Source organism: Streptomyces sp. NPDC041191 (assembly GCF_055591945.1).
This window is the reverse complement of the sequence record NZ_JBVIZC010000012.1, coordinates 59,023-79,727: the sequence shown is the minus strand read 5'-3', so window position 1 is coordinate 79,727 and position 20,705 is coordinate 59,023. Positions and strand designations below refer to the sequence as shown.

Sequence of the window (20,705 nt, the reverse complement as noted above, 5' to 3'; positions counted from 1 at the left end):
GTGGTCATCGGGTCGTGCCGTCGTGCGCGGCGCGGGCCGCGAGGCCGCGCAGGACGCTCACGGCCAGGTTGCGGGCGAGGGGGACCTTGAAGCCGTTGTCGCGCAGCGGTTCGGCCGCGGCGAGTTCGGCGTCGGCCGCCCGCTCGTACGTCTCGTCGGTCGCCGGCGCGCCGCGCAGGACCTCCTCCGCCGCGCGGGCCCGCCAGGGCTTGTGGGCGAGGCCCCCGAAGGCGAGGGCCGCGTGCCCGATCCGGCCGTCCTCGACGGTCAGGACGGCCGCGACGGAGGCGAGCGCGAAGGCGTACGAGGCGCGGTCGCGGGCCTTGCGGTAGGCGCCGCGCGCTCCGGGCGGGGGCGCGGGCAGCGTCACGCCGGTGACGAGTTCGCCGTCCTCGCAGACCGTGTCCCGGTCCGGGCGGTCGCCGGGCAGCCGGTGGAACTCCGTGACGGGAACGGTCCGTTCGCCGTCCGGTCCCAGGAGCCGGACCTCCGCGTCGAGGGCGGCGAGGGCGACCGCCATGTCCGACGGGTGGGTGGCGACGCAGTGGACGGAGTGGCCGAGCACCGCGAGGTCGCGGTGGACGCCCTCCCGGGCGGGGCAGCCCGAACCGGGATCGCGCTTGTTGCACGGCTTCGACGTGTCCTGGAAGTACGGACAGCGGGTGCGCTGGAGCAGGTTGCCCCCGGTCGTGGCCGCGTTGCGCAGCTGCGCGGAGGCACCGGCCAGCAGGGCCTGCGAGAGGACGGGGTAGCGGGTGCGGACGAGGGGGTGGGCCGCGAGGTCGCTGTTCCGGACGGTCGCACCGATGTCCAGGCCGCCCCCGGCCGTCTCCTCCACCGCGTCGAGCGGCAGGCCGCCGACGTCGACGAGCAGCGAGGGGCCGGCCACCCCCAGCTTCATCAGGTCCACGAGGTTGGTTCCGCCGGCGAGGAAACGGGCGCCGGGGTGGGCGGCGAACCGTTCGACCGCCTCCTCGGCCCGCTCGGGCCGGACGTACGCGAAGGGCTTCACCGCGCGGCCTCCCCGATCGCGTCCACGATGTGCGGATAGGCGCCGCAGCGGCAGATGTTCCCGCTCATGCGCTCGCGGATCTCGTCCGGGTCGAGCGGGACCGGTTCGCCCGGCGGCCGGTCCGGCGGCGTCACGAGCGAGGGCTGCCCGGCGGCGGCCTCGTCCAGGAGGGCGACGGCCGAGCAGATCTGGCCGGGGGTGCAGTAGCCGCACTGCAGGGCGTCGCGGGTGACGAACGCCTCCTGGACCGGGTGGAGCCGGTCGCCGTCGGAGAGGCCCTCCACCGTGGTGACGGACGCGTCCGCGCAGGCGACGGCGAGCTGCAGACAGCTGTTCACGCGCCGGCCGTCGAGGAGGACGGTGCAGGCCCCGCACTGCCCGTGGTCGCAGCCCTTCTTCGAGCCCGTGAGGTCGAGGTGGTCGCGCAGCGCGTCCAGCAGGGTCGTGCGGTGGTCGAGGGTGAGGGTGCGGGCCGTCCCGTTGACCCGCAGGGTGACCGTGGAGGAGGCGGCCCCGGCCTCCGGCCCGTACTCCACCCCGGCCCTACCCACGGCGGGCTCCCCGGGCGGTCCCGGACGGCCTTCCGGCCGCTCCGGGGTCCTCGCGTGTCGGTGTGGTCCGGTCCACGGGTCCTCCTCCTCGCCTTCGGCTTCGCCTCGGCCGACGTTATGCGAGGGGCGCCTTCCCCGCCCGTCGCGACCCATGCGGCTGGTCCCTTCGGGGGGCGGGGCCCGTCAGCAGGGTCTGCGCCACGCGTCCAGCTCCTGGTTCTTCAGCATCGACGACAGGCGGAGGGCGCGGGCCCGCGGGCAGAACGCGGAGGGGGCCTCGTCGTACTCCACGTGGAAGACCGCCTTGCCCGCCGCGACGAAGGGTTCGAGCCGGGCGCACTCGTCGTACCGGGCGCACTCCTCGTTGACCGCGAAGTCGAAGTGGGCCAGCAGGGCGGGGATCTGGGCGAGGTCGTTCTTGAGGCCCACGGCCAGGCCGCGCTCGTGGGCGATCTCCGCGATCACGCGGTTGTAGCGGAGCTGGTCGTCCGCCGTCAGCGGGAAGCCGGTGTCGTGGGCGTAGCCCTCCACCAGGTCCGGTTCCACCGCGTCGAACCCCTTGTCGCGGCACATGTCGAACCGGCGCTCCATCAGGGGGCGGAGGACGTCGACGCGGCGGATGTCCAGCCAGCGCTCGCCGTGCCAGCCGTTGGGCCCGCCCAGGACGGAGGCGGGGAAGGCGTCCCGGTCGGGGCGGTACTTCTCCCACGCGCCGACGTTGACGTAGCAGATCACCTTGCGGCCGTCCCGGTGCAGACGGGCCACGTCGGCGGCGCTGTTCTCGAAGCCGTCGATGTCGTACACGGGCACGTCGACGGAGGGGTCGGCCCTGCCGTCGAGCTGCCACTGCCACGCCAGGCCGGGACGGGGCTGCCAGCGCGGACCGGACGGACCGGACGGGGCGGGCGGGGAGGACGTGGAGGACGTGGCCGGGGGGCGGCCGGTCGGGGGAGGGGGCGTACGGGGCGGCGCGGAGCCGCCGGTCGCGGGGGCGTCGGACCCGGGGGTGCCGGGCCCGGGGGTGCCCGTCGCGGGGCCGGACGTGCGGTCCGGTGCGGGGCCGGACGTGCCGCCCGCCGTCGGACCGGTGGCGGAACCGCCCCCCGCCCCCGGACCGCCCGGCCCTCCGGAGCAGCCGGCCAGCACCGCCAGGAGGAGCAGGAGGGCCGCGGGAGTCCGGCGGAGCCGCCTCACCGGTCCGCCTCCGCGAGCGCCGGGGTCAGACCGGCCCAGGGGTTGGGCGGCTCCCCGGTCACCGGGCCGCACACCCCCGCGCCCCGCTCGCGCGCGGTGCGCACGGCCAGCGGGACGAGCGGGGCGGGCACCCCGTACACCAGGTGGCAGAGCCGTTCCGCCGGCAGCCGCGCCGTCCACGACGGGCGGCTGAACGTCGAGACGTACGTGGACCAGTGGCCCTCGAAGGTGACCGTCAGGTCCGCCAGACGGGCGTAGCCCGGATCGGGGTGGACGCCCGGGTTGAGGACCACGGGGGAGACGTCCGCCCTGCGCAGGGAGCGCACCAGGCGCCGGCAGTCCGCCAGGCCGTCGCGCCCGGCGGTCGCCCGGTCGAGGAAACACCCGTCCACCCCGTACCACTCCCGGTGCCGGAGCGCCTCCTCGACGATCCGCTCCGCGTCGCGCACGCCGTAGTCGGTGTCCACGTAACCGAGCAGCCGTGCCCCCGCCGTCCGCAGCGCGCGGGCGGCGGCGGCGAACGCCGGATCGGGCACGTCGCCGGGGCCGCTCGCCGGGTTGATCACCACGGCGTACGTGTGCGCGGCGCCGGCGATCAGCCGGTGCCAGGCGGCCGGGTCCTCGGCGGGGTGGACGTACAGCGGGATCAGCAGGCTCACGGCGCCGCCACCCCGTCGGGCGTACGGGAGCGGAACCGTGCCGCCCACAGCGCCGCGAGGGAGGCGTCGAGGGAGTGGACCGGACGCCAGCCGAGAGCGGCACGGGCCGCGGTGATGTCCGAGCACTGCCACGACACCCGCGCGGACCGGGCCGAACCGCCCCCGTCCTCCTCGGTGATCCGGCCCCGGAACCCGGCCGTGTCCGCCAGCCTCCGCACCATCTCCCGCACCGGCAGGGCCTCGCCGCCGCCGACGTTGAGGACGGGCGGTGGCGGCCCGGGGGCGGTGACCGCCAGCTCCACCGCCCGCGCCACGTCCCGCACGTCCACGAAGTCGCGGTACGCGGAGAGGTCGCCGAGCCGCAGCTCCCCCTCCGGACCGCCCGGGACCCCCGCCCCGTCGAGCAGGGCGGCCACCCGCCCCGGCAGCCCCGTGACCGGGGCGCCCGCGCCCACCGGATTGCCCACCCTCAGCACCACCGCGTCGAGCCCCGACGCGGTCACCGCCACCGTGCCCGCCAGCTTGGTCGCGCCGTACGGACCCGCCGGGGCGCACGGCTCCGACTCCGCCACCCGCCGGCCGGGCACCCCCGGACCGTACTCGGCGGCCGACCCCAGATGGACGAGCCGGGCGCCGGGCGCGGCCTCGCGCAGCGCCGCGCACAGCACGGCGGGCCCGCGCGCGTTCACCTCCGCGAGCGTGACGGCGTCGCCGCCGGTCGCGCCCGCGCAGTTGACCACGGCGTCGGGCGCGGCCTTCGCCAGCACGCCCGCCAGGGCGTGCGGACGGTCGGAGGCGAGGTCGACGACGGCGTCGGCCCCCGGGGAACGGCCGCCGACGAGCACCAGGGTGCCCGGCAGCGCCCGCAGCCGATCGGTGACGTGGCCGCCCAGGTAACCGCCGGCGCCGAGGACGAGGATGCGCATCGCTGTTCAGGCTCCCTTGAGCAGGAGGGACTTGCGGCTGGTGAACTCCGCGTTGGCCCGGTCGTAGTCGTCCGGACGGCCGATGTCCAGCCAGTAGCCGTCGAAGTCGTAGGCGTGCGGCGGCGTCCCGGCGGCGAGCAGGTCGAGGACCAGCTCGTCGAAGCCGAGCGGCAGTCCCGGCGTGTAGGCGTCGAGGGTCTCGCGCGAGACGCCGTAGACCCCCATGGACACCCGGTAGTCGATGCTCGGCTTCTCGGTGAAGGCGACCACCCGGTCGTCGTCGGTGGTCAGCACCCCGAAGTCGATGCGCACCTGGCGGGCGTACGTGGCGATGGTCAGCGGGGCGCCCGACCCCTCGTGCCGGCGCAGCACGTCGGCGTAGTCCAGGTCGGTGAGCACGTCCCCGTTCATGACGAGGAAGTGCTCCGGCAGCCGCTCGCGCAGGTTGAGCAGCGGGCCCATGGTGCCGAGCGGGTTCTCCTCGGTGGCGTAGTCGACGCTCATGCCCCACTGCGACCCGTCGCCCACGTAGGCGCGGATGATCCCGCCGAGGTGGCCGATGGCGAGGGTGCAGCGGGTGAAGCCGGACCGGGACAGCTGGCGCAGCACGATCTCCAGAATGGCGTGCTGGTCCCCGATGGGGACGAGCGGCTTGGGCAGCGCGGTGGTGTACGGCCTCAGCCGGACGCCCTTTCCACCGGCCAGGATCACAGCGTGCATGGCGTACCTCCTGCGGGACGTGCCGGACGGGTCAGATGTTGTAGATGCCGGTCTTGTAGCGGGCCAGGTTGGCGGGGTCGGCGAACCACTCGGCGGTCCGCGCCAGGCCCTCCTCCAGGGTGTGGACCGGCTCCCAGCCGGTCGCCGCGGTCAGCCGGGACGCGTCCGCGACGAGCCGCATCACCTCGGAGTCGGCCGGACGCAGCCGCGCGGAGTCCTCGCGGACGTCGAGCGGGGCGTCCATGACCTTCCCGATCAGCGCGACCAGGTCGCCGACCGAGATCTCCCCGCCCGTCCCCGCGTTGAAGGTCCGGCCCACGACGTCCTCCGCCGGGGCCGTGCCCACCGCGAGGAACGCCCGCGCGGTGTCCTTCACGTAGGTGAAGTCCCGGGTGGGACGCAGGTCGCCCAGGGTGAGGGTGCGCTCCCCGGCCGCCACCTGGCCGATGACGGTGGGGATCACGGCCCGCATCGACTGCCGGGGACCGAAGGTGTTGAACGGGCGCAGCGTCACCACGGGCGTGCCGAAACTGGCGTGGTAGCTGTCCGCGAGCCGGTCGCCGCCCGCCTTCGAGGCGGCGTACGGGGACTGGGTGTGGATGGGGTGGTCCTCGGTGATCGGCACCGTCTGCGCCGTGCCGTACGTCTCGCTGGTCGAGGTGTGCACCAGACGGGGCGTCCCCAGGGCGCGGACCGCTTCGAGGACGTTGAGGGTGCCGGTCACGTTGGTGTCCACGTAACTGTGCGGCGCCCGGTAGGAGTACGGGATCGCGATGAGCGCGGCCAGGTGGTACGCGCAGTCGGCGCCGTCGAGCAGACCGCGCACCGAACCCGGGTCGCGGACGTCGCCGAGCACGATCTCCACCTGGTCGAGGACGTCGGGGGAGAGGGTCTCCAGCCAGCCGTAGGAGGAGAACGAGTTGTACTGGGCCATGGCCCTGACCCGGTGGCCGGAGGCGACGAGCGCCTCCGTGAGGTGCGAGCCGATGAACCCTTCGGCCCCGGTGACGGCGGCGAGCGGTGCGGAGGTCAACTCTTCGGTCCTTTCGACGGGAACAGCACGGTGGTGGGCGGAGCGGGAACGGGCGGCCGGACGGCCGGTCCGTCAGACGTGCGGCGAGGGCCGGCCCAGGAGGGCGACGACACAGGCCGCCAGACAGACCGCGGCCACGGAGCAGACCACGGGCAGCACGCCGGACCCCGGTGACGGCGCCGCCCCGGTGACGGCCGCGGCGGTGACGGCGGCCGCCCCGCAGAGCGCGGCCGGCGGCCAGGCCACGCCGAACGCCTGGAGGAGCAGGGCGGTCCACAGCACCGCGGCGAGGGAGAGCAGCGCGGCCGGACCGGAACCCATGAGGAGCGCCGGGACCAGCAGGAGCGGCAGGTAGCAGGAGAGGCAGAGCGCGAGGACGCCGGACGAGCGGAGCAGGAACGCCCGGGGCGTCGCGCTGGCGCGCAGCGCGGCGACCGACCAGCCCCGGTAGCGGTAGAGCAGCCACTCCGCCGGGCCCATGCTGAGCGTGAGGACGATGACCGCGTACGGGTCCCGCCGGCCCTCCAGCGTCACGAGCACCGCCGCCGCGAGCCCGAACAGGCCGTACGGCACGGAGGCGCGCAGCCGCGGCCGCGGACCGCCGGCGACGACCGGTACGGCGAAGCCGGAGCCGAGCACCCGCAGGGCGACGGCGAGCGTGGCGAGGAGCGCGAGCAGCGGGAAGGTGAGCCGCAGCAGGGCGCCCGGCTCCCACCAGGGCAGCAGCACGACGCCCGCCATCAGCGGGCTGAGCGCGGCGAGCAGCAGCCGCTCCCGGCCCAGCACGAGCAGCACGCCCGCCGCCGCCAGGTACAGCGACTGGGCCGCCGCCGCCGCGGTGGCGGGGCCCCCGCCGGCGGGGATCGCGGCGAGGCCCGTCGCCACGGCCGCCCCGAGCACGGAGCCCTTGAGCAGCGTGCGCGACGCCTCCCGCCGTCCCGTCGTGAGCCGCAGGTGCGCCCGGTGGCCGAGGGCCTGGCCCCACGCCCAGGAGACGACGCCCGCCGTGATCAGGACGGGGGCGTGCTCGTCGACGCGCCACAGCGGGGCGGTGAGGAGGTACGCCAGGGCGGGCAGCGCGAACAGCAGACCGCGCAGCAGGCACCGGGCCGTGTCGGGCCGCCAGGGGTCGGCGGGCGCGTCCGGTTCCGGGAACGTCCGGGGCACCCGTTCGTACAGCGCCGCCGCGAGCGAGAACAGGGTGGGATGGCCGTACCGCTCCTTGATCAGGGAGGCGGACAGGCCGTCCGCCTCCAGGAGCGCGGCCACCTCGTAGGGGTGGACGGCCGGTCCGACGCGGTCCGCGAGTTCGGCGGCGAGCGCGCTGACCGCCTCCTCGTCGGGCCCCTTCGGAGGGAGCCGGATCGCCAGCGTGGCGTCGTCCAGGAACCGCCGGGCGCGCGGCACGGCGAGCCGGATCGCGAGCGTGTCCTGTTCGGCGCCGCCGGGTTCGAGGAACATCGGCCCGCTCATCCGGCGAAGCTCCCCGTGGCGCTGGCCACCGGCGCGGGCAGGACGGTCCGGACGGGCGCCCGCCGTTCCCCGGAGGCCAGTTCGTGGTAGATGGCGCGGAAGGTGTCGATGGTCTGCCGGAGGGTGAACCGCTCGATCACCCGCAGCCGGGCCGCCTCTCCCATCGCCCGGCGCCGGTCCGGGTCGCCGAGGAGGGTGAGCGCGGCGGTGGCCATCGCCGCGGGATCGCGCGGCGGCACCACGAGCCCGGCGTCGCCCACGGCCTCCCGCACGCCCCCGACGTCGGTGGAGACGGTCGCGCGTCCGCAGGACATCGCCTCGATCAGGGTGAAGGGGAAGCCCTCGCTGATGCTGGACAGCATCACGACGTTGCCGGCCGCGTAGGCGTCCTTGATGTCGTCCACGCGTCCCTCGAAGGTGACGGCCCCGGCCTGGCCGAGATCGGCCGCCAGCGCCTCGCAGCGCTCCCGGTACGCCTCCCCGCCCCGGGGCGTGCCGCCGAAGAGCCGCAACCGGACGCCGGGCAGCCGGTCCCGGACGATCGCGAAGGAACGGATCAGCGTCTCCAGGTCCTTGATCGGGTCCACGCGTCCGGCCCAGCTGAGGGTGAGGGCCTCCGGTTCGGGACCGGCGTGCGGGAAGGCGGCGGGGTCCACGCCGTTGTAGACCGTGCGGATCGACGCCGGGTCGGCGCCGCCCTCCTCCTCCCACAGCCGGTTGTAGCGGTTGCCCGGGGTGATCAGGGACGCCTTGCGGTAGCTCTCCTCGGCGAGCAGCCGGAAGAAGCCGAGCACCACCGCCTTGACGGGCCAGCGGTAGGGCGCGGTGCGGTAGCCCAGATAGCGTTCGCGCAGGTACACGCCGTGCTCGGTGAGCAGCAGGGGCACCCCGTGCCGTTCCAGGGCGGCCAGGCCCGGCAGGACGGCCACCCCGCCGCTGACGGCGTGCGCGACCCCGGTCGCCGGGGGCGGCGCGGACAGCGGGCGCAGGGCGTGCTCGAGCAGGGCCGTGGCGGTGAGCGCGTCGTGCAGGGTCGGCCCGGCCTCGCGTACGGCGAGTCCCGGGCGCCGCCACACGGAGGTGAGCACCGCGAGCGCCGCGTCGCCCCGCAGGAACGGACTGAGCAGGCCGTCCCCGGCGGCGTGCGCGAGCGCGTACAGGGCGGAGGGGAAACCGTCCTCGGCACGCGGGTCGAGCAGTGCGGTCAGGAACTTCTCGTAGGCGTCGGCGAGCCGCCCGGCGGCCCTGCCCCGGGCCGGCCGGCCCTCCGGCGCGGGGCCCCACATGGGGACGGAGCGGACGCTGGAGACGTGGGCGGGCAGCTCCCACGCGAGGGCTTCGCGGCCCGAGCCGGTGACGGCGAGGACGTCGAAGTCGATGTCCGGCATGCCGGTGACGAGCTGGTCGCACCAGACGCTGACACCGCCGTGGCTGTGCGGGTAGGTGCCCTCGGTCAGAAGGGTGACGCGCGGGGCGCCCGGGCGCCGGGCGCCGTGTCGAACGTGCATGTGTGTGCTCCACGGCCGTGGTGGGGGGGTCGTGCGGGTCCCGGCCGCCGCTGGGCGGCCGGGACCTCGCTGCCGGGACGGGGCAGCGCCGCCGGTGCGGCGGTCAGCCGTCCGTGCCGGGCGCGACCGGCTCGGACACGCCGGCGGGGACCCGGGCGGCCGGACCCGGCGCCGGGACCCGGACCGGTGCGAGCGCGGGCCGGTGGACGGCCGTGAACTCGGGGGAGGAGGGCAGCGAGAGGGTGAGCGGCGTGCCCGCGAGCGCCGTCCAGCCGGACCGCCCGCCCGCGTACGCCTGGCCGAAGGCGGCGCCGCTGCGCAGGGTCCCTTCGGGGGCGGTCGCGGGGACCGCCGTGCCGCTCGGCCCCTGGACGGTCACGGTCCGCCCGACGCGGTACGCGGTGACCTGGCCGTTCTGCACGGCCGTGCGCCAGGCGGCGCGCTGCCGGAGCTCCTGCCCGATGTCCTTCATCCGCAGGTTCACCACGGGCGCGTTCGCGGCGAACAGCGCGTCGTACGCGTCGAGGACGCCGTCCAGGACCGGGTAGGCGATCCGGTCCTCGGCCAGGTTCGACTGGTGGATGAAGTGCGGCCGGGGGTCGTTGGCGAGGACGTGGCCCAGGGCGATCCGCCGCTCCAGGGGCACGATGTGGTCCGTGTAGCCGGTGGCGGGGTCGAGCGGGGCGGCCAGGCAGGTGGTGGTGGCCGGGTTGTCCTCGCAGATGCCGCTGCCGCCCTGCGCGCGGCTGGTGTAGATCCAGTTGTACTCGTCGACCTGCTCGGCGGCCCGCCCGGCGTTGTAGAAGACGTTCATCGGGTGGCGGGGGACGGTCGTGGCGGAACCGACCGGGCGCTGGCCGGGTTCGCGGGAGTTGTCCGAGCCCAGCCAGGCGATGCCGTTGTCGGCGAGGGCCGGGGCCAGGTTGGGGTTGTCCACGGTCTGCTGGGGCAGGACGCGCAGCCCGGAGTGCTCCCCGGTGACCAGCTCGTCGTCGGCCAGCGGCAGTCCGGCGGCCCGGCCCCACACGCGGTTGAGGGCGATCTCGTCGGAGATGCTCTGCCGGGAGACCCACTTGACGGAGCCGTCGGGGAGGGTGGCGCACCGCCACGGCACCACGGCGACGTTCTGCTCGCAGCCGAGGAAGGCGTGCGTGTAGGTGTGGTTGATCCAGCGGAACTCGTCGCGCCGGGCGATCAGCCGGTCGGCCAGCGCGTCGGTACCGCCGTTGTCCGTGCGGAAGTCGACGCTGCCGGCGGCGTTGTACGCCAGGTCGAGGGTGAAGCCCCGGGAGTTCTGCCAGCCGGCGGCGTGGTCCACGTCGGCGGCCGTCATCCGGATGGGATCGGGGACGGCGTTCGGGTCGGTGCAGTCGACGTCGCCGGGCGTGCAGTTGAGCGCCGTGTTCCAGCGGTCGTCCGCCGCGAGGACGTCGTCGACGTGGACGGCGAAGTAGTTCCGGGAGGCACCCAGGTGGACCCCGTCGGTCATCCATTCCACGATGCCCCGGGCCAGCAGGCGGAACTGCTGCTGGTAACGGTTGTAGACGAAGGTGACGACCAGCTCGCGTCGCCCGTCGTGCCGGTACTCGCCGACGAGGGACCCGCGCCTGGTCGTCCCGGGTATCGCGGCCTCGACGTACGGGGTGAAGTCCGCGCCCGCCGACGGGGTCGACAGGTAGGCGTAGCTCTCGCCCACGGTGGGCGAGTTGTCCTCGAACGGCACGGCCCCTTCGAGGTAGCCGAACGGGCCGGACAGACCGGCGGCGGTCGCCTGCGCCCCGGCCCCGTCGAGGCTTCCGGCGTAGCCGCCGTACACCGCGTACTGGAGGCCGACCTCGGGCCGGGCGTAGGTGTACGCGTCGACCTGCGGGATGTCGAAGGACCGCTCGTAGTCCACGAGCGCCGCCATCTCGGGGGAGCCGGCCGGGAACGGGTTGTCGTTCGGCAGGACGACGGCCTGGAACTTGGCCCTGGGACCGCCGTCCACGGTGTCCGAGAGGTAGGTCTCGTCGATGACGGGCCGGTCGGCGCGGTTGAGGTCGACCGTCGTGTACGGCGTTCCGGCCGCTTCCAGTTCGGCGGCGATGGCGTCGGTGGCCGGACCCCCGTCGGTCACGACGAGGACCCGCAGGTCGACGCGGGGGGCCTTGCCGACGGCGTGGGCCGTCGTGCCCGGCAGGACGAGGGCGGCGACGAGCGCGCCCGTGGTGAGCAAGGTGGTGCCTGAGATCCGCTTCATGCGGTGGTGTCCCCTCCCGGAGCAGGGGTGGGCACGGCTCCGCAGAGCGGACACACCCCCGTCGTGCGACGCCGGCATCCCCCTCGAAGGCCGGTCGTCCACGCATCCGTCGCGTCACATGGTGATGTACCTGTGGAGTTTTTGTGGTCCCGCCGCGAAAGCTGGCCGGAAAAATCAGATATTCGGAACGGTGCTCTTGGCACGGCGCACGGCGTGGAAAACCCTTTCACCGCCCGACCCTCTCCTCCCGTGCGCCGCTCGCGCGCAGGTGGAGAGGGCGGGGGGCGCCGGTCGGCCCGGGGGCCCTCCAGCGGAACCGTCATTGGTCTAGACCGTCAATCCGGAAGGGGAGAGGTGATTTTCGGACAGACCGTTTTGTGGCGACTCGCCGGACGTGTCCGTCAGGCGCAGAGGACGCGGGTCTCGGGCGTGTGGACCGGGCCGCCGCTGACGCTGGAGGTGTCGCTGAACTCGGCGTAGAAGTACGAGTAGAAGCCGATGTTGCCGTTGCAGCCGGAGTCGGGCGCGATCTGGAGCGTCAGGGTCACGGTCCGGCTCTGGCCGGGCGGGATCGTGGCCCCGTAGTTGGCGCCGAGGTTGGCCGGGCCGGTGCCGGAACAGGGGGTGCTGCCGGCGGGGCCGGTGAGGACGCAGCCGGTGAACGCGTACTTCAGGTCGGGGCGCTGGGTGGTGAGCCAGGTGGGGTCGATCGTCTGGTGGGCGAACCAGATGTCGTAGGACTTGTTGTTCGTCAGCGTCATGGAGAGGCTGACCGTGCCGCCCGGAGTGGTCGTCGCGGCATTGGTGGTGAACGTCAGGTCGGCGGCGGCGGTGGCGGTCCGGCCGGCCGCGCTCGCGGCCGGGGCCAGCCCGAACGCGGTGAGGAGGAGGGCGAGGACGGCGGTGAGACCGAGACGTCTCATGAGGTGGGATCGCATGGCCAGGGAGGCTAGGCAGCGGAACGTCCCGGCGTCTGCCTCGGCGAGAAGGCCCGGGACCCGCGGCGGCCGAAAGCGTTCTTTCCGTGAAGGCGGTGCGGGGAAAGTGTGACGGGTCCCCGGGGACGCGTCGCCGCACGCCGCGACGGGTGCGCCGGCGCGCCGCGGGCCGGGCCCGGTTCCGGCGCGGCTCCCGGGCGGGACCGGGGGCATTGGCGCGTACGCGACGGGTCGTGGCGTGCAGGGACCCGGTCGCGCCGGGCCGCGGGGGTTCTCTCCCGGCCACGGGGAGTACTTCCGGCCGTGCCGGACGGCCGGTCGGCACGGCTCGCGCGGGGAGCCTCCCCGAGGGCGCGTACCCGGTTGTCGACGAGGTGTGTCACTACGGTTACACGAAACCTCCTCGCCCCTTGTAACGTCCTTTCACCTGGGGAAAGAGCGAAGAACAACGGGGAGTGGGGATTCCATGGGGCAGTCGGACAAGTACAGGGCGCACATAGCCCTGGTCGCTTCCGCCGTAGGGCTCAGCCTGGCGGTGTGGGGGGCCACGGTGGTGACGCACGACGCGGAGGCGGAGACCGCGGCCACGGCGGGGGCCTCGGCGGGCCGGCAGGACGGGAAGGCGGGGGAACCCGCCCAGGCGCCGCCGAGGAGGATGCCCGAGAGCATCGCCCACGCGGCGGAGGCGGGCGGCCGGGCGGTGAACATCACCATCGACGACGGCCCCGACCCGCGGTGGACCCCCCGGATGCTGGACATCCTCCGGGAACACGGCGTCAAGGCCGTGTTCTGCATGGTCGGTCCGGAGGCGAAGCGGTACCCCGAGCTGGTCGGAAAGGTCGTCGCGGACGGGCACCGCCTCTGCGACCACACCGTCTCCCACGACACCGCGATGGACAAGAAGTCCGTCGCGTACCAGAAGCGGCAGATCCTGGACGCCAAGAAGATGATCGAGGACGCGGCCGGGGGAGCGAAGGTCGAGTACTACCGGGCACCGGGCGGCGCGTTCACCCCGGACAGCCGTCGGATCGCCGCCGAGGCGGGCATGCGGCCGCTCGGCTGGAACGTGGACACCAAGGACTTCGAGCACCCCGGCGCCGCCTCGATCGTCAACACGGTCAAGAACGAACTGTCCAACGGGCCGACCATCCTCTTCCACGACGGCGGTGGCGACCGCGCCCAGACCGTCGCCGCCCTGCGGGAGGTGCTGCCCTGGCTCAAGCAGCAGGGGCACACCTTCAGCTTCCCCGTGCGGACGGCCCCCTGAGCCCGTCCCGCACCACGCCGCGGACGGTGCCGTCGCCGGTCACCGGCGACGCGCGGAAGGACCGCCCGACCGGCGACGCGCGGAAGGACCGCCCGGCCGGTGCCGGGCGGTCCTTCCGCCGTTCAGGCCGTCCTCCAGAGCGCGGTACGGCGGCCTGACGGAGCGGGCGCGGGCCTCAGGCGTCGTCGCGCTTGAGGGAGTCGCGGACGCCCTCGGCCTTGCCCCGGGCCTTCTCGCCCGCCTCGCGGGCCTGGCCCTTCATCTGGTCCGTCTTGCCCTCGGTCTTCATGCGCTCGTTGCCGGTCGCCTTGCCGGCGGCCTCCTTGAGCTTGCCCTTGGCCTTGTCCATGTGGCTCTCGCCCATGACTGATACGCCCCTTTTCTGGTTGACTGGGGTACTTCGGTCACGTTAGGCGCATTCCCCGGATCCCGCCCGTCAAGCATCCGCACCGGCGCCGCACCGGCCCCGGCGGAGTTCACCCGTCCGGCCGACCCGCCCGGAGGGCCGTCCGCCCCGCCGGCCGGGGCCGTCCCGCGCTCCGGCCCCGGCCGGCCGCCGAAAACCCTTGGACCGCGCGCGCGTCCGCGCGGCACACTCCCCTTCCTCACCTTCGTGACGAGAAAACAGGATTGGGCATGGGATCACCTGAAACGCGTGAAGGATTACCGCCCGGGAGGCCGGTGCTCCTCGCGCTCCGCCACTACGGACGGGAACTGGTCCGCCTGCGACGGCTGGCCGTGCCGGCGATGCTGCTTCCGGCGCTCGGGAACATCGCCCTCCATTACATCGCGCCGCTGGTCGTCGCCAAGATCGTCGGCCGGGTCACCGGGGACGGCGCCACCGAAGGCGTCGGCCCGCTCCTTCCGTACGTCCTCGGCTTCGCCGCCGTACTGCTGCTCGGCGAGGCCCTCTGGCGCGCCGGACTGCACTGCCTGAACCGCCTCGACGCCCGGGGCATCGAGCACCTGTACGTCCTCGGCATGGACGAACTGTTCGCCAAGGACGCCGCGTTCTTCCACGACAACTTCGCCGGATCGCTGACCAAGCGGGTCCTCGGCTTCGCCTCCCGCTTCGAGGAGTTCGTCGACACGCTGACGTTCTCGGTCATGGGCAACTTCGTGCCGCTGGTGTTCGCGTCGGTGGTGCTCTGGCAGTACGACCCGCTGCTCGTGGCCGGTCTCCTGGTGCTGATCGCGGTCACGGGAGGGTGCGTGGCCCCGCTGATCCGCCGCCGCCAGGCGCTCGTCGCCCGGCGCGAGCAGGCCGTCGCCCGGGTGTCGGGGCACGTGGCCGACACCCTCATGAACATGGACACCGTCCGGTCGTTCGCCGCCGAGGAACGGGAGGCCGCCGAGCACCGCTCCCGCGTCGCGGAGTCGCGGCGGCTCACCCTGCGCTCCTGGGACTACGGCAACCTGCGCATCGACACGCTGGTCGCCCCGATGTCCGTCCTGACGAACGTCCTGGGACTCGTCCTCGCCGTCGGCCTCGGCGGGGGAGAGCACGGCGTGGAGGGGATCGTCGTGGCCTTCACGTACTACGCCAACGCCACCCGGATCATGTTCGAGTTCAACCAGATCTACCGCCGTCTGGAGAGCGCGGTGACGGAGGCCGGGCAGTTCACCGAGCTGCTCCTCGAACCGCCGACCGTGCTCGACCCGGAGGACCCGGAACCGCTGATGCCCGAGGGCTCCGACGTCCGCTTCGAGAAGGTGACCTTCGCCCACACGGGCGCGAAGCCGCTCTTCGAGGGGCTCGACCTGGAGGTGCCCGGCGGGGCGAAGGTCGGGTTCGTCGGCCGGTCCGGCGGCGGCAAGACGTCCCTCACCCGGCTGCTGCTGCGGATGACGGACATCGACGGCGGCCGGATCCTGATCGGCGGACAGGACATCGGCCGGCTGCGCCAGACCGACCTGCGCGGCATGATCGCCTACGTGCCGCAGGACCCCGCCATGTTCCACCGGAGTCTGCGGGACAACATCGCCTTCGCCCGGCCGGACGCCACCGAGGCCGAGATCCGCCGGGCGGCCGAGGCGGCGCACGTCACGGAGTTCGCCGACGCGCTCCCCGACGGCTTCGACACCATGGTCGGCGAACGGGGCGTGAAGCTGTCCGGGGGCCAGCGCCAGCGGGTCGCCCTCGCCCGGGCGGTCCTGCGCGACGCGCCGATCCTCCTCCTCGACGAGGCCACCAGCGCCCTGGACTCCGAGAGCGAACTCCTCGTCCAGGAGGCGCTGTGGCGCCTCATGGAGGGGCGGACGGCGCTGGTCGTGGCCCACCGCCTGAGCACCGTGGCCTCCATGGACCGGCTCGTGGTCCTCGACCGCGGGCGGATCGTCGAGCAGGGCACCCACCGGGAACTGCTCGCGGAGGAGGGCGCCTACGCCAAGCTGTGGCGGCACCAGTCGGGCGGCTTCCTCGACGGGGCCCCCGCGGCGGCCGACCCGCGCTGACCCGGGCCCGCCGCGGGCGGGGCCGGAAGTTTTCCACAGGCCCCGCCCGCGGCGGGCCGGGGGTTGTCCACAGATCACGCCGGGCGGGACCGGAGTGTCCGAGCGGGCGGATACGCTTCACGAATGGTCCTCTCCGACGCTTCCACCGAGATCTCCGAGCCCGCCCGGGTGCTCCACCGTGTCTTCGGCTACACCTCCTTCCGCGGGCAGCAGCAGGAGATCATCGAGCAGGTCGTCGGCGGCGGCGACGCCCTCGTGCTGATGCCGACCGGCGGCGGGAAGTCGCTCTGCTACCAGATCCCGGCCCTGGTCAGGGACGGCACGGGCATCGTGATCTCGCCGCTCATCGCCCTCATGCAGGACCAGGTGGACGCGCTGCGGGCCCTCGGCGTGCGGGCCGGGTTCCTGAACTCCACGCAGGACCCGTACGAGCGGCAGGCCGTCGAGCAGGCGTTCCTCGCGGACGAGCTGGACCTCCTCTACTTGGCCCCCGAGCGGCTGCGGACCGAGGGCACGCAGCGGCTCCTCGACCGGGGCAGGGTGTCGCTCTTCGCGATCGACGAGGCGCACTGCGTCGCCCAGTGGGGCCACGACTTCCGGCCCGACTACCTCGCCCTGTCCATGCTGCACGAGCGGTGGCCGAAGGTGCCCCGGATCGCGCTGACGGCGACGGCCACGGAGGCCACCCACGCCGAGATCGCCGCGCGCCTCGGCCTGGAGGACGCCCGGCACTTCGTCGCCGGGTTCGACCGGCCGAACATCCAGTACCGCATCGTCCCGAAGAACAACCCGTTCAAGCAGCTCCTGGAGCTGATCAAGACCGAGCACGACGGGGACGCCGGCGTCGTCTACTGCCTCTCGCGGTCCTCCGTGGAGAAGACCGCCGCGCTCCTCGTGGAGCAGGGCGTCGACGCCGTGCCGTACCACGCGGGCATGGACGCCCGCACCCGCGCCGCGAACCAGTCCCGCTTCCTGCGCGAGGACGGGGTCGTGGTGGTGGCGACGATCGCCTTCGGCATGGGCATCGACAAGCCGGACGTGCGCTTCGTGGCCCACCTCGACCTGCCGAAGTCCGTCGAGGGCTACTACCAGGAGACCGGCCGCGCGGGCCGCGACGGCGAGCCGGCCACGGCCTGGCTGGCCTACGGCCTCCAGGACGTGGTCCAGCAGCGCAAGCTCATCGACGGCTCCGAGGGCGACGAGCAGCACCGCCGGGGCCTCGCCATGCACCTGGACGCCATGCTGGCGCTCTGCGAGACCGTCGACTGCCGCCGGGTGCGGCTCCTCGCGTACTTCGGGCAGAAGGGCGAGCCGTGCGGGAACTGCGACACCTGTCTGACCCCGGCCGAGTCCTGGGACGGGACGGTCGCCGCGCAGAAGCTGCTCTCCACGGTGTGGCGGCTGGCCAAGGAGAGGCGCCAGAAGTTCGGCGCCGGGCAGATCATCGACATCCTCCAGGGCAAGAGGACCGCCAAGGTCATCCAGTTCGACCACGACGGACTCTCGGTGTTCGGCATCGGGGCCGACCTGGGCACCGCCGAATGGCGCGGGGTCGTCCGCCAGCTCCTCGCGCAGGGGTTCCTCGCGGTCGAGGGGGACTACGGGACGCTCGTCCTCACGGAGCGGAGCGGTGAGGTCCTGGGCGGCCGCCGCACGGTGCAGATGCGCAAGGAGAAGGCGGTCGCCCCCGCCCGCAAGGAGTCCGGCAGTCGCTCCGGGAAGGGCGCCCGCGTGCCGGTCGACCTGCCCGCCGAGGCCGTGCCGGTCTTCGAGGCGCTCCGCGCCTGGCGGGCCGGGGTCGCCCGCGAGCAGGGCGTACCGGCGTACGTCGTCTTCCACGACGCGACCCTGCGGGAGATCGCGACCCGGCTCCCCGCCACGGTCGCGGAGCTGGGCACCGTCGGCGGGGTCGGCGAGGCCAAGCTGGCCAAATACGCCGAAGGCGTCCTGGAGGCCCTGGCGGGAGCCGGCGCCGCTCCGACCGGGACCACGGCCGGGACCACGGCCGGGGGCGGGAGCGCGCCGGCGCCGGCCGCGCGGCCCGGGGCGGCGTCCGCGGCCCCGGCGCGGCACGACGGGGCGCCGCACGACGATCCGCCGCCGTACGACGACGAGCCGCCGTTCGACTTCGACGAGCCGGAGCCGTCCTGGGACGAGGAGGGGTAGGGGCGAGGGGCGGGGGCGGCGGAGGCCGCCGGGCCCGCGGCCCGGGATCGTCACCCGGAAGCCGTAGCCGTACCGCCCGGAGGACGGCGCCCGGGTCGCCGTGGTGACGGGCGCGTCCGAGACTGCGGGAGTGGCCCGGCCGGGCGAACGGCGGGCCCCCGACCCCCGGAGAGCAGGACGAGCATGCCGTTCACCCTTCCCACCGACATCCAGAACCGCCCGGTCGCCGTGATCGGCGCGGGGACACTCGGACGCAGGATCGCGCTGATGTTCGCCACCAGGGGCGGCGAGGTGCGCATCTACGACCGTTCGGCCGACGCCGAGGAGGCGGCGGTCGCGTACGTGAGGGAGAACGTGGCCGAGGTCGCCGCCACCGTCGAGGGCGGTTCACCCGGCCGGGTCGTCTTCACCTCCGACCTGGCGGAGGCGCTCGCGGGCGCCTGGCTCGTGGTCGAGGCGATCCCCGAGCGCCTCGACCTGAAGAAGGAGATCTTCGGCCAACTGGACCGCGCCGCCGACGCGGACGCGATCCTGGCCAGCAACTCCTCCTCGTATCCGACGAGTCAGTTCATCGACCGGGTCGAGCACCCCGAGCGGGTGCTGAACATGCACTTCTACATGCCGCCGAAGCAGAACGCGATCGACATCATGTCGGACGGCCACACCGACCGGGGGATCATCGACCTCCTGAAGCGGGAACTGCCCCACTACGGGGTCTTCCCGTTCGAGGCGCGCAAGGAGTCCACGGGCTTCATCTTCAACCGCGTCTGGGCCGCCATCAAGCGCGAGTCCCTCGCCGTGGTCGCGGAGGGCGTCTCCACCCCGCAGGACGTCGACCGGATGTGGCAGATCAACATGGGCACCCCGGCCGGCCCGTTCCGCATGATGGACCAGGTCGGGCTCGACGTCGTCCTGGACATCGAGGAGCACTACGCCGCCGAGCGGCCCGGACTGCCCAGCGGCCCGCGCGAACTGCTGCGGAAGTACGTCGACGCCGGTCACCTCGGCGTCAAGACGGGACGGGGCTTCTACGACGACTACACCCAGGGAAAGAAGTAGGGCGCGGCGCGGTCGTCGTCCCCGGGCCGCGCCGCCCGGGACCGGGGACGGTGGCGCCCCCCGGTCCCGCACCCCACTCACTCCTCGGGCTGCGGCGTGAGCCTGCGCAGCCCCCTGCGGTCGTAGTAGTGCGTCATGGCGAAGCCGAACACCAGGGCCACGACCACGCCGACCGCGATCATGATCCAGGCGCGTCCGAGACCCGCGTCGGCGCGGGCGTCGAAGTACAGGATGGACCTGACCCCCACGCTGAGCTGGTGCATGGGCTCGAAGACGCCCAGGAACCGGTAGAACCCGGGGGTGGCCTCCAGGGGGACGGTCGCCCCCGAGGAGGGGAGGGCGAGGGCGATGAAGACGAACATGGAGACGAGCTGGCCGATGCCGCCGAAGGCGGCGTTGATGGCCTGCACCCCCAGGCCGACGGCGACCGTCGCGCAGTACGAGAACAACCACAGCGTCGGCAGGTGGTCGGCGTCCATGCCGAGGATCGAGACCGTGGCCACCATGATGAGCGTGGTGGTGAGGAGCGAGATGCCGGCCGTCATGAGCATCTTCAGGAGCAGCGTCTGGGTGCGGCTGATGGGGACCGTCGTGTGACGGGTGTGCCAGGGGCCGATCTCGCTGTCGGCGTAGCCGAGGGCGGTGTCGACGCCGCTGGTGAGCATGTTGCCGCCGATGAAGCCGGCCAGGACGAGCAGCAGCGTGTAGTAGAAGGCGGTGAGCCCGAGCCCGCTGTGCCGGCCGATGGGATGGCCGACGCTCGTGGTGACCTCCACGGGATCGGCCAGCAGCAGCCGCGCGGTGGGAGCGGTCGCGGAGGCCGAGAGCCGCTCACCGATGTCGTGGGACGCCTGGTGGGCGGCGCTCTGGGAGATCTGGGACGCCATGGACGAACCCAGGCTTCCGACGCCGGGGTTGGTGAGCACGTGCATCGTCGGACGGGTCGTCGCACGGGCGGTGGCCAGTGCCGTCACGGACGCGGTGAAGTCCTTCGGGACGACCAGCGCGCCGTACACCGTGCCGGAGGCCATCGCCTCCTGGGCCGCCGCCCGGTCCATCCGGCGCCAGTCGACGTCGTCCTTCGAGGAGCCGGCCGCGACGATCGCGTCGGTGATCTGTCCGCCCAGGCTCTTCCGCTGTCCGGGGGGCGGAGGCCCCTGGTCCTCGTCGACCAGGGCGATGGGAAGCCGGTGCAGGTTGTCGGACGGGTTGAGGATGCCGCCCATGTAGAGGAGCGACAGCAGCAGGGCGACGAGGGAGCTCAGGACGGTCGGTACGAGCCACAGCTTGGGGCGCCGGACCAGCGTGCCGGCACGGGCCTGCGGGCCGTGGGGGTGCGGGCCGCGAGGGGGCGGGGGGATGTCGGAACTCATGGAACCATCGTCGGCCGACACGTCCCCGTGGCACGGGAACGCGGGGATACGGGCGGGACGGGCGTGTCGGGCGGGGCGGGCGGAAGGGGAGGAGGTGGACGTGTCGGGAGGGGGCGGGCGTGCCGGGAGAAGG

Annotated in this window: 17 protein-coding genes; 4 read left to right on the top strand and 13 right to left on the bottom strand. The window is 73.9% G+C overall.

Going from position 1 to position 20,705, the window contains the following annotated elements:
• Positions 1-4: 4 nt before the first annotated feature.
• From ACZ6AQ_RS23550 to ACZ6AQ_RS23500, 11 genes are all read right to left on the bottom strand, one after another.
• The gene (locus ACZ6AQ_RS23550; protein ID WP_468762012.1) at positions 5-1,012 is read right to left on the bottom strand and encodes an FAD binding domain-containing protein; all 1,008 of its coding nucleotides are present in this window, start codon (positions 1,010-1,012) and stop codon (positions 5-7) included.
• Positions 1,009-1,563: a 2Fe-2S iron-sulfur cluster-binding protein gene (locus ACZ6AQ_RS23545; protein ID WP_468762010.1), complete on the bottom strand. Its 555-nt coding sequence runs from the start codon at positions 1,561-1,563 to the stop codon at positions 1,009-1,011. The genes ACZ6AQ_RS23550 and ACZ6AQ_RS23545 overlap by 4 nt, the downstream gene beginning before the upstream one ends.
• 183 nt (positions 1,564-1,746) lie before the next feature.
• Positions 1,747-2,757, bottom strand: a complete 1,011-nt coding sequence (locus tag ACZ6AQ_RS23540) for an endo alpha-1,4 polygalactosaminidase (RefSeq protein WP_468762008.1) — start codon at positions 2,755-2,757, stop codon at positions 1,747-1,749.
• A complete protein-coding gene (locus tag ACZ6AQ_RS23535) occupies positions 2,754-3,416 on the bottom strand; it encodes a spherulation-specific family 4 protein (RefSeq protein ID WP_468762006.1) in 663 nt (220 codons plus the stop codon). Before ACZ6AQ_RS23535 ends, ACZ6AQ_RS23540 begins: the two co-directional genes overlap by 4 nt.
• A complete protein-coding gene (locus ACZ6AQ_RS23530; RefSeq protein ID WP_468762004.1) occupies positions 3,413-4,342 on the bottom strand; it encodes an NAD-dependent epimerase/dehydratase family protein in 930 nt (309 codons plus the stop codon). The genes ACZ6AQ_RS23535 and ACZ6AQ_RS23530 overlap by 4 nt, the downstream gene beginning before the upstream one ends.
• 6 nt (positions 4,343-4,348) lie before the next feature.
• Positions 4,349-5,062 (bottom strand): nucleotidyltransferase family protein, encoded by a 714-nt coding sequence (locus ACZ6AQ_RS23525; RefSeq protein WP_468762002.1) that lies wholly within the window; start codon positions 5,060-5,062, stop codon positions 4,349-4,351.
• Between the two features lie 31 nt (positions 5,063-5,093).
• Positions 5,094-6,095: a GDP-mannose 4,6-dehydratase gene (locus tag ACZ6AQ_RS23520; protein ID WP_468762000.1), complete on the bottom strand. Its 1,002-nt coding sequence runs from the start codon at positions 6,093-6,095 to the stop codon at positions 5,094-5,096.
• A 72-nt stretch (positions 6,096-6,167) separates the two neighbouring features.
• Positions 6,168-7,568, bottom strand: a complete 1,401-nt coding sequence (locus tag ACZ6AQ_RS23515) for a hypothetical protein (protein ID WP_468761998.1) — start codon at positions 7,566-7,568, stop codon at positions 6,168-6,170.
• Positions 7,565-9,076 carry a GT4 family glycosyltransferase PelF gene (pelF, locus tag ACZ6AQ_RS23510; RefSeq protein WP_468761996.1) on the bottom strand — a complete coding sequence of 504 codons (1,512 nt, stop codon included), beginning with the start codon at positions 9,074-9,076 and terminating at the stop codon, positions 7,565-7,567. Before pelF ends, ACZ6AQ_RS23515 begins: the two co-directional genes overlap by 4 nt.
• A gap of 103 nt (positions 9,077-9,179) precedes the next feature.
• Complete coding sequence (locus ACZ6AQ_RS23505; RefSeq protein ID WP_468761994.1) at positions 9,180-11,315, bottom strand: hypothetical protein; 2,136 nt, start codon at positions 11,313-11,315, stop codon at positions 9,180-9,182.
• A 401-nt stretch (positions 11,316-11,716) separates the two neighbouring features.
• Positions 11,717-12,238, bottom strand: a complete 522-nt coding sequence (locus ACZ6AQ_RS23500) for a hypothetical protein (RefSeq protein ID WP_468761992.1) — start codon at positions 12,236-12,238, stop codon at positions 11,717-11,719.
• A 481-nt stretch (positions 12,239-12,719) separates the two neighbouring features.
• Between ACZ6AQ_RS23500 and ACZ6AQ_RS23495 the strand changes: the two genes are divergently transcribed.
• Entirely contained in the window at positions 12,720-13,520 is an 801-nt protein-coding gene (locus ACZ6AQ_RS23495; protein ID WP_468761990.1) for a polysaccharide deacetylase family protein, read from the top strand.
• Between the two features lie 175 nt (positions 13,521-13,695).
• Here the strand turns inward: ACZ6AQ_RS23495 and ACZ6AQ_RS23490 are convergent, their stop codons facing one another.
• Positions 13,696-13,884, bottom strand: coding sequence for a CsbD family protein (locus ACZ6AQ_RS23490; RefSeq protein ID WP_388697491.1), 189 nt, complete (start codon positions 13,882-13,884; stop codon positions 13,696-13,698).
• 272 nt (positions 13,885-14,156) lie between these two features.
• Between ACZ6AQ_RS23490 and ACZ6AQ_RS23485 the strand changes: the two genes are divergently transcribed.
• The 3 genes from ACZ6AQ_RS23485 (at position 14,157) to ACZ6AQ_RS23475 (ending at position 19,199) form a co-directional block, all read left to right on the top strand.
• Positions 14,157-15,974 (top strand): ABC transporter ATP-binding protein, encoded by a 1,818-nt coding sequence (locus tag ACZ6AQ_RS23485; protein WP_468761989.1) that lies wholly within the window; start codon positions 14,157-14,159, stop codon positions 15,972-15,974.
• 123 nt (positions 15,975-16,097) lie between these two features.
• Positions 16,098-18,140: a DNA helicase RecQ gene (gene recQ / locus ACZ6AQ_RS23480; RefSeq protein ID WP_468761987.1), complete on the top strand. Its 2,043-nt coding sequence runs from the start codon at positions 16,098-16,100 to the stop codon at positions 18,138-18,140.
• A 183-nt stretch (positions 18,141-18,323) separates the two neighbouring features.
• Entirely contained in the window at positions 18,324-19,199 is an 876-nt protein-coding gene (locus tag ACZ6AQ_RS23475; RefSeq protein ID WP_468761985.1) for a 3-hydroxyacyl-CoA dehydrogenase family protein, read from the top strand.
• Positions 19,200-19,276: 77 nt separating this feature from the next.
• On the opposite strand, the gene ACZ6AQ_RS23470 is transcribed toward ACZ6AQ_RS23475, so the two are convergent.
• Positions 19,277-20,572, bottom strand: coding sequence for a YhgE/Pip domain-containing protein (locus ACZ6AQ_RS23470; RefSeq protein ID WP_468761983.1), 1,296 nt, complete (start codon positions 20,570-20,572; stop codon positions 19,277-19,279).
• Positions 20,573-20,705: the final 133 nt, after the last annotated feature.

Excerpts from the sequence above, each read along its gene's own strand:
- ACZ6AQ_RS23530 (WP_468762004.1), bottom strand. The coding sequence starts at position 4,342 with ATGCGCATCCTCGTCCTCGGCGCCGGCGGTTACCTGGGCGGCCACGTC.
- ACZ6AQ_RS23525 (WP_468762002.1), bottom strand. The coding sequence starts at position 5,062 with ATGCACGCTGTGATCCTGGCCGGTGGAAAGGGCGTCCGGCTGAGGCCG.
- ACZ6AQ_RS23515 (WP_468761998.1), bottom strand. The coding sequence starts at position 7,568 with ATGAGCGGGCCGATGTTCCTCGAACCCGGCGGCGCCGAACAGGACACG.
- pelF (WP_468761996.1), bottom strand. The coding sequence starts at position 9,076 with ATGCACGTTCGACACGGCGCCCGGCGCCCGGGCGCCCCGCGCGTCACC.
- ACZ6AQ_RS23505 (WP_468761994.1), bottom strand. The coding sequence starts at position 11,315 with ATGAAGCGGATCTCAGGCACCACCTTGCTCACCACGGGCGCGCTCGTC.
- ACZ6AQ_RS23500 (WP_468761992.1), bottom strand. The coding sequence starts at position 12,238 with ATGAGACGTCTCGGTCTCACCGCCGTCCTCGCCCTCCTCCTCACCGCG.
- ACZ6AQ_RS23495 (WP_468761990.1), top strand. The coding sequence starts at position 12,720 with ATGGGGCAGTCGGACAAGTACAGGGCGCACATAGCCCTGGTCGCTTCC.
- ACZ6AQ_RS23490 (WP_388697491.1), bottom strand. The coding sequence starts at position 13,884 with ATGGGCGAGAGCCACATGGACAAGGCCAAGGGCAAGCTCAAGGAGGCC.
- ACZ6AQ_RS23485 (WP_468761989.1), top strand. The coding sequence starts at position 14,157 with ATGGGATCACCTGAAACGCGTGAAGGATTACCGCCCGGGAGGCCGGTG.
- recQ (WP_468761987.1), top strand. The coding sequence starts at position 16,098 with ATGGTCCTCTCCGACGCTTCCACCGAGATCTCCGAGCCCGCCCGGGTG.
- ACZ6AQ_RS23475 (WP_468761985.1), top strand. The coding sequence starts at position 18,324 with ATGCCGTTCACCCTTCCCACCGACATCCAGAACCGCCCGGTCGCCGTG.
- ACZ6AQ_RS23470 (WP_468761983.1), bottom strand. The coding sequence starts at position 20,572 with ATGAGTTCCGACATCCCCCCGCCCCCTCGCGGCCCGCACCCCCACGGC.